7 protein-coding genes are annotated in these 6,769 nt (G+C 66.6%); 6 read left to right on the forward strand and 1 reads right to left on the reverse strand.

Features of this window, described 5'->3' with window-relative positions; translation table 11 throughout:
- Positions 1–624 carry a zinc uptake protein ZrgA gene (zrgA, locus tag DDE13_RS08760; RefSeq protein ID WP_111403507.1) on the reverse strand — a complete coding sequence of 208 codons (624 nt, stop codon included), beginning with the start codon at positions 622–624 and terminating at the stop codon, positions 1–3.
- Between the two features lie 328 nt (positions 625–952).
- Between zrgA and DDE13_RS08765 the strand changes: the two genes are divergently transcribed.
- The 6 genes from DDE13_RS08765 (at position 953) to DDE13_RS08790 (ending at position 6,576) form a co-directional block, all read left to right on the forward strand.
- A complete protein-coding gene (locus tag DDE13_RS08765; RefSeq protein WP_111403509.1) occupies positions 953–1,273 on the forward strand; it encodes a hypothetical protein in 321 nt (106 codons plus the stop codon).
- A gap of 620 nt (positions 1,274–1,893) precedes the next feature.
- The gene (gene phnD / locus DDE13_RS08770) at positions 1,894–2,841 is read left to right on the forward strand and encodes a phosphate/phosphite/phosphonate ABC transporter substrate-binding protein (RefSeq protein WP_111403511.1); all 948 of its coding nucleotides are present in this window, start codon (positions 1,894–1,896) and stop codon (positions 2,839–2,841) included.
- Between the two features lie 63 nt (positions 2,842–2,904).
- Positions 2,905–3,726, forward strand: a complete 822-nt coding sequence (phnC, locus tag DDE13_RS08775; RefSeq protein ID WP_111403513.1) for a phosphonate ABC transporter ATP-binding protein — start codon at positions 2,905–2,907, stop codon at positions 3,724–3,726.
- Positions 3,723–4,529 (forward strand): phosphonate ABC transporter, permease protein PhnE, encoded by an 807-nt coding sequence (gene phnE / locus DDE13_RS08780; protein ID WP_111403515.1) that lies wholly within the window; start codon positions 3,723–3,725, stop codon positions 4,527–4,529. The genes phnC and phnE (DDE13_RS08780) overlap by 4 nt, the downstream gene beginning before the upstream one ends.
- On the forward strand, positions 4,526–5,338 hold the full coding sequence (gene phnE, locus DDE13_RS08785; protein ID WP_111403517.1) for a phosphonate ABC transporter, permease protein PhnE: 813 nt from the start codon (positions 4,526–4,528) through the stop codon (positions 5,336–5,338). Before phnE (DDE13_RS08780) ends, phnE (DDE13_RS08785) begins: the two co-directional genes overlap by 4 nt.
- A 431-nt stretch (positions 5,339–5,769) precedes the next feature.
- On the forward strand, positions 5,770–6,576 hold the full coding sequence (locus DDE13_RS08790) for an inositol monophosphatase family protein (RefSeq protein WP_111403519.1): 807 nt from the start codon (positions 5,770–5,772) through the stop codon (positions 6,574–6,576).
- Positions 6,577–6,769 lie beyond the last annotated feature (193 nt).

Here is a 6,769-nt window from a genome sequence, read left to right on the forward strand (position 1 = left end):
TCAGTCCAGGGTCAGTTCCGGGGCATCGCGGCCTATGTCGGCGGCTCCGGCACCCGCGTGCGTGACAAACTGCGCCGCGATCTCCTGCGCGTTCTCGAAGCGGTCGAAGAACGGGAAGCCGACAGTCGTCAACTCTTCGGGATGGGCGCAGTCGAAGGTGTAGCTGGCGTGGAACTCGCTGTGCGCCGCGCCCTCGCCATGGCCGTGATGCGTGTCTTCAGCGTGCTCCCCGTGCGTATGGTCCTGTTCCTCGGCGTGCGTCGCCTCCTCGCCATGGTCGTGGTCTTCGCTCTCTCCATGGTCACGATCGCCGGAATGCAGCCGGGCAAGGGCCTCGGTCAGGCGGCACTCCGCCGCATCCGGCAGCGTGACGACATTCTCGGGCAGAAGCATCACGCGGATCGCCGCCGCGACGGCGTCTTTGTCCGCGTCGGTGCGCGCCGCGTACTCGAATCCGACGATATCCATGCCGGGCGCGCGCAGGTGCATCTCGACGACGCTCCCCTCCACCGCAAGTTCGAGCGTGCTGACGCCGTGGACATGGGCGTCCACTTCGCGCGTGTCCTGCGCCAGGAGCGGCGTGGCAACGACCGACGCCAAGAGTGCCAGTTGGATGTGTTTCATGAGCGGACCTCTCCTTCTAGTGGACGACAGTCTTGCGCATCAATGCAACGCCCAAGCGACGGCGCGACGGTGTTGGCAGGGCGCGCGCTTCCATGCGGCGCCGGAGCCGGGACCGCTTCGGCCCTTTTTCATATCAGGGCCGCGCCATGGAACGCCAGCAGGCGCTGTCGAGCCCCACGCCGCGGGCCCAGCCAGACAAACGATCACACGGGCTTGCGAAGCAAGAACCGCGTGCGACGGCACGCTGTTCATCAACGCCGTCAGCCAGATTGGCGCACAGGTACAGGCACGTCCTCTGGCGCGGCCGGATCGCGGCGTCGACGGACGGTTGATCGCGGATCGCGGCCACGATCTGGACACGCTGGTCGCAGCTGGGTTGTTCAACGGGGAGCTGTCTTATCGGCTGGCGGGGACGGAAATCCCCATCCCGCCGCAGGCCGGGCGGCCCGACGATGCGGCCTGGCTCATGGGGGAAGTTGTTCGGGAAACGGGCTCGCCGCCCGACGACCCGGCACTGGCCCGTGCCGCGATCTGCGACGCCCCCCGGACCCATGCTGCCGTCATCTCGTCAAGCGGCGCGTCGACGGGGGACGAGGAGCATGTCCTTGATGCCCCGTGTGTGCCATGGCGGCGGAACTCGACGTGCTGAAGGTCGCGATCCGCGTCGGCAGGCCGCTGACCGCGGGGCGTCTCGGGTGGGCGCTCATTTCCGGTTTGCCCGGAAATTCCCATGCCATGGCGATCAGGGTTTCCCGGATCGCGCGTCCTGCCCTGGCCCTGTGGCCGGGCCGAACGAGGAACCGGACACCTCGCTGCCGGCGGTCGCCGGGCTGAGCTACGCCCGTGCGACGGAGCGGTGGCAATGTGTTCCCGTGACGTGGCACCAGCGAGATCCGATGCGGCGGCCTGTGCTGCAGCGGCTGGGACAATGGGACAAGGCACCTCCGCTGCGCGGTCGCCCCTCGTGCAGGCCAAGGGCATCTCCGTCATCCCACCTGAAATGGTCGTGGTCAGACCGGGCCAGCCCTGGTCGGTTGACCCCTTGGAGGTATGGTCCAGTACGATGGCGGGCTGCCCACGACCAAGGGCGCGGACACGGTTCCACAGCACCGGCACGCCGCGCCCGCGGGATCCATCGATCCGCCGGATCAAGGGCAGATCCCGCCGGACGCAGGTCGATGACCATGGGGAACCGGGGCTTTGACTTTCACAAGACTGTCATGGAACGTGGGTAGGCCGCGCCATGGGAAAGACACGTTAGGGGACATCATGAAAACGCTCTCGACTCTCACCGCAATCGCCGCTCTTGCCATCGCACTGCCGGCGCAGGCCTTCACGCTGGACGACCGCTTCACCGACGCGGATGGGGACCTGATCGCAGACATCCCGTCCGATCCGTCGCAGCTTGTCGATCCGTCCACGCTGATCTTCGCCTACACGCCCGTCGAGGACCCGGCAGTCTATGCCGAGGTCTGGCAGGGCTTTCTCGACCACATGGCCGAAGTGACCGGCAAGGATGTGCAGTTCTTCCCGGTTCAGTCCAACGCGGCCCAGATCGAGGCGATGCGCGCGGGCCGTCTGCATGTCGCCGGCTTCAACACCGGGTCGAACCCGCTGGCCGTTGCCTGCGCGGGCTTCCGCCCCTTTGCCATGATGGCCGCCGAGGATGGGTCGTTCGGCTACGAGATGGAGATCATCACCTATCCCGATTCGGGCATCGAGACGGTCGAGGACCTGCGCGGTCAGTCGATGGCCTTCACCTCGGAAACCTCGAACTCCGGCTTCAAGGCGCCGTCGGCGATCCTGATGGCCGAGTTCGGCATGGTCGCAGGCGAGGATTTCGAACCGGCGTTCTCGGGCGCGCATGACAACTCGATCCTCGGCGTCGCCAACAAGGATTACCTTGCGGCGTCCATCGCCAACTCGGTCAAGGGCCGCATGATCGACCGGGAAGTCGTGTCCGCGGACCAGCTGGTGACGATCTATACCTCGCAGACCTTCCCGACGACAGGCTACGGCACCGCCCACAACCTGACGCCGGAATTGCAGGACGCGATCCGCGAAGCGTTCTTCACCTTCGAATGGGAAGGCAGCGCGCTGGCCGAAGAATTCGGCCGCAACGGCGAGGATCAGTTCATCGAGATCAGCTTCCAGGACGACTGGTCCGTGATCCGCACGATCGACGAGGCCAACGGCGTCGTCTACAACTGCAACTGATCCTTCGGGACATTCCGGCGCGGGCGGCCCCGGTCGCCCGCGCCCTTGTTTTTCGGAGCCCCCATGCTGCATCTCGAAGGCCTGTCCAAGACATACAAGACCGGCGACGCCGCGTTGCGCGACGTGACCCTGACCGTGCCGGAAGGCCAGATCATGGGGCTCATCGGCCCGTCCGGGGCTGGCAAGTCCACGCTGATCCGCTGCATCAACCGGCTGGTGGAACCGACGGCGGGCAAGGTCATGCTGGGCGACGTGGATCTCGTGCGGCTGGGCAAGGCCGACCTGCGCCGCCAGCGCCGCCGCATCGGAATGATCTTTCAGGAATACGCGCTGGTCGAACGTCTGACCGTGATGGAGAACGTGCTGTCGGGGCGGCTGGGCTATGTGCCGTTCTGGCGCAGCTTCCTGCGGAAATACCCGGCAACAGACATCCAGAACGCCTTCCGGCTGCTCGACCGGGTCGGGCTGATGGACAAGGCCGACAACCGCGCAGACGCGCTGTCGGGCGGGCAGCGGCAAAGGGTCGGCATCGCGCGGGCGCTGGCGCAGGAACCTGAGCTGCTTCTGGTCGACGAACCGACCGCGAGCCTCGATCCAAAGACATCGCGGCAGATCATGCGGCTGTTGACGGAAATCTGCGCCGAACGGGGATTGCCCGCCATCGTCAACATTCACGACGTACCGCTGGCGCAGCAGTTCATGCAGCGCATCGTGGGCCTGCGCGCGGGCCGGGTGGTATTCGACGGCACGCCGGACGAGCTGACCCATGACGCGCTGACGACGATCTACGGTGAGGAGGACTGGAACGCCATGCGCGCCGGCGACGACGAACAGGCCAAGGCCGAGGCCGACGCACGCGACCGCATCGCGGCTCTGGCGCAATGACCGTTGCCGCCTATCCCACGCGCTGGCGCCGCCCGCCGCAGATCATCAAGGATCGTCGCTGGCGCATCGCGGTGCAGATCGGGATCGTCGTCTACCTGATCCTCGCCATCGGCACGGTCGATGTGAACTGGGCGCGCGTCTATGACGGGCTCGAACGCGGGCAGCGCTTCGTCATGGGGTTCCTGCAACCGGATTTCACCAGCCGGTGGCGCGACATCAGCCAAGGTCTGGTCGAAAGCCTGACCATGACGCTGACATCGACCGTGGTGGGCGTGGCGATCTCGGTGCCCATCGGCATCGGTGCCGCGCGGAACCTCGCGCCGCCATGGGTCTATTACGTCTGCCGCGCGATCATCGCCGTGAGCCGCGCGCTGCAAGAGGTCATCATCGCCATCTTCTTCGTGGCGATGTTCGGCTTCGGCCCCTTCGCGGGGTTCCTGACCCTGTCCTTCGCCACGATCGGCTTCATCGCGAAATTGCTGGCCGACGATATCGAGGAGATCGACGAGGCTCAGGCCGAATCGATCCGCGCCACGGGCGCCTCGTGGCTGCAACTGGTCAACTACGCGGTGCAGCCGCAGGTCATGCCGCGGCTGATCGGCCTGTCGCTCTATCGGCTGGACATCAATTTCCGTGAAAGTGCCGTGATCGGCATCGTGGGCGCTGGCGGGATCGGGGCGACGCTCAACACCGCCATCGACCGCTATGAATATGACAGCGCGGGGGCGGTCCTGCTGATCATCATCGCCATCGTGATGGTGGCGGAATACGGGTCCAGTTATCTGCGGAAGTTCCTGCAATGAACGGCATCACCCATTTCAGCCAGGTCTGGTCCCACCGCACGCCGCGCGCGCGGCTCGCGCTGTGGGTTGGCTGGGCTGCGCTGGTGGCACTGTTCGTGTGGTGCTGGCAGTTGATGACCGCCAACACGATCTGGTTCTTCGTGCAGGACGCCCCGCGGCAGGCTGCCGATATCGGGTCGCGCATGATGCCGCCGCGCTGGTCGTACCTGCCGGAACTGTGGGCGCCGCTCTGGGACACGATCAACATCGCCACGCTGGGCACGCTTGGCGGGGTCATCATGGCGGTGCCCGTGGCGTTCTTGGCGGCGCGCAACACCACGCCATCGGCCCGCATCCTGCGGCCCTTCGCACTGTTCGTGATCGTCACGTCGCGGTCGATCAACTCGCTGATCTGGGCGCTCTTGCTGGTGGCTATCATCGGGCCGGGACTTCTGGCGGGGATCGTGGCCATCGCGCTGCGGTCCATCGGGTTCGTCGGCAAGCTCCTTTACGAAGCGATCGAGGAAACCGATGCCCGTCAGATCGAAGCCGTGGCCGCGACCGGCGCCAGTGGCGCGCAGGTCCTGTCCTACGGGATCGTGCCGCAGATCATGCCCGCGTTCTGGGGGATCACGGTGTTCCGCTGGGACATCAACATCCGCGAGAGCACGATCCTGGGGCTTGTCGGTGCGGGCGGCATCGGGCTGAAGCTTCAGGCGTCGCTGAACACGCTTGCTTGGAGCCAGGTGACGGTGATCCTGCTTCTGATCCTCGCCACGGTCGTGCTGAGTGAATGGGTATCGGCCCGGATGCGCCATGCGATCATTTGACCGCCGGCGGCAGGATGGGCCTGTTGCCGTGGCGGCCGGGACACCTGAACCGCTCTTGGATCGTCCGGACGTGCAGCGGCACGGCGCGCGATGCCTCCTGCGCGCGGGCAAGCGCGGGAAGGTAGCGTTCCTTCCTTGTTCCGGCCACCGCTGCCGCGGTGGCGCCGGCCCGTCCGGCGACCCTGTGCCCCTCTGCCCTGTCGGCAGTCAGGGTTCATCAAAGCGGCGCTGGGGCGAGACATGCGCCCGATGGACCGGCCTGCACGGTTTCCACGGCGTAGGGGTGAGTTTGCCAGCGCCCCCGTGCCGTGCCACGCCATGCCGCCGCGCCGCGAACCCGGCGCAAGCGCTGTGTCGTCCGTTGAACCGGGCGGGGTGATCCGTCCGACCCGACCGGGCCTTGTGCCCCAACGACCAGAAAGGAACCGACCTTGACCGATCCCGTTCGCGCCCGCCATGAACTGGCCTGTGACATCGCCCGCGAAGCCGGTGCCGCGGCCCTTGCCATGTTCAATGACCGCGACGCGCTGATCGTCGAGGCCAAGGCCAATCCGCAAGACGTGGTCAGCCGTGCCGACCGCGAGGTTGAAACGCTGGTTCGTACACGTATCGCCGCCGCATTTCCCGATGACGGGATCATGGGCGAGGAACACGCACCCACGCAAGGGCGCAGCGGCTTTACCTGGGTGATCGATCCGATCGACGGGACCATGCCGTTCCTGTCGGACCTGCCGCATTGGTGTGTCGCCATCGCGCTGGTGCAGGATGACGACACGGTCGCCGCGGCGACCTATGTGCCCGTGCCCGACCTGTTGTTCGACGCGCTGCGCGGCGGGGGCTTTCGCTGCAACGGGGTGGCGCGGCACATTCCGGCAGACATGGCGCTCACCGGTGCGATGACCGCCATCGGGGCCAGCCACCGCACACCGTCGCACGAGATCGCGGCGCTGATACATCGGCTGCTGGATGCAGGCGGCGTCTTCTATCGTAACGGATCGGGCGCGATGATGCTTGCGGACGTCGCCATGGGGCGACTGGCGGGCTACTACGAGCCGCACATGAACGCGTGGGATTGTCTTGGCGGCATTCTGATGGTGGCGGAGGCCGGCGGTCGCACCGCGCCTTTCGACATGCAGGCCATGCTGACCGGGGGTGGGTCTGTGCTTGCCGCGGCGCCCGCGGCCTTTGCCCCGCTCGCCCGGATTGCCGAGAGCGCCGGGACCCGCTCCGGCGTGTGAGACAGCGCGCGGCGGGCCCTTTCGCAAGGGACGAGCGGATACGGTCCCGCGATGCGCGGCCCTGGCGCCCGCGTGTGCCGGATTGCCCTGTTTAGAGCATGTCGCGTTTAATCGGCTTGGTACCCCGCCGCTTTGAAGAAGTTGTTGCACTCTTCATCGGTGAACAGGTCGCACACATGGCCGACGGCCTGCC

This window comes from Meridianimarinicoccus zhengii, assembly GCF_003254465.1.
Lineage (GTDB): Bacteria > Pseudomonadota > Alphaproteobacteria > Rhodobacterales > Rhodobacteraceae > Meridianimarinicoccus > Meridianimarinicoccus zhengii.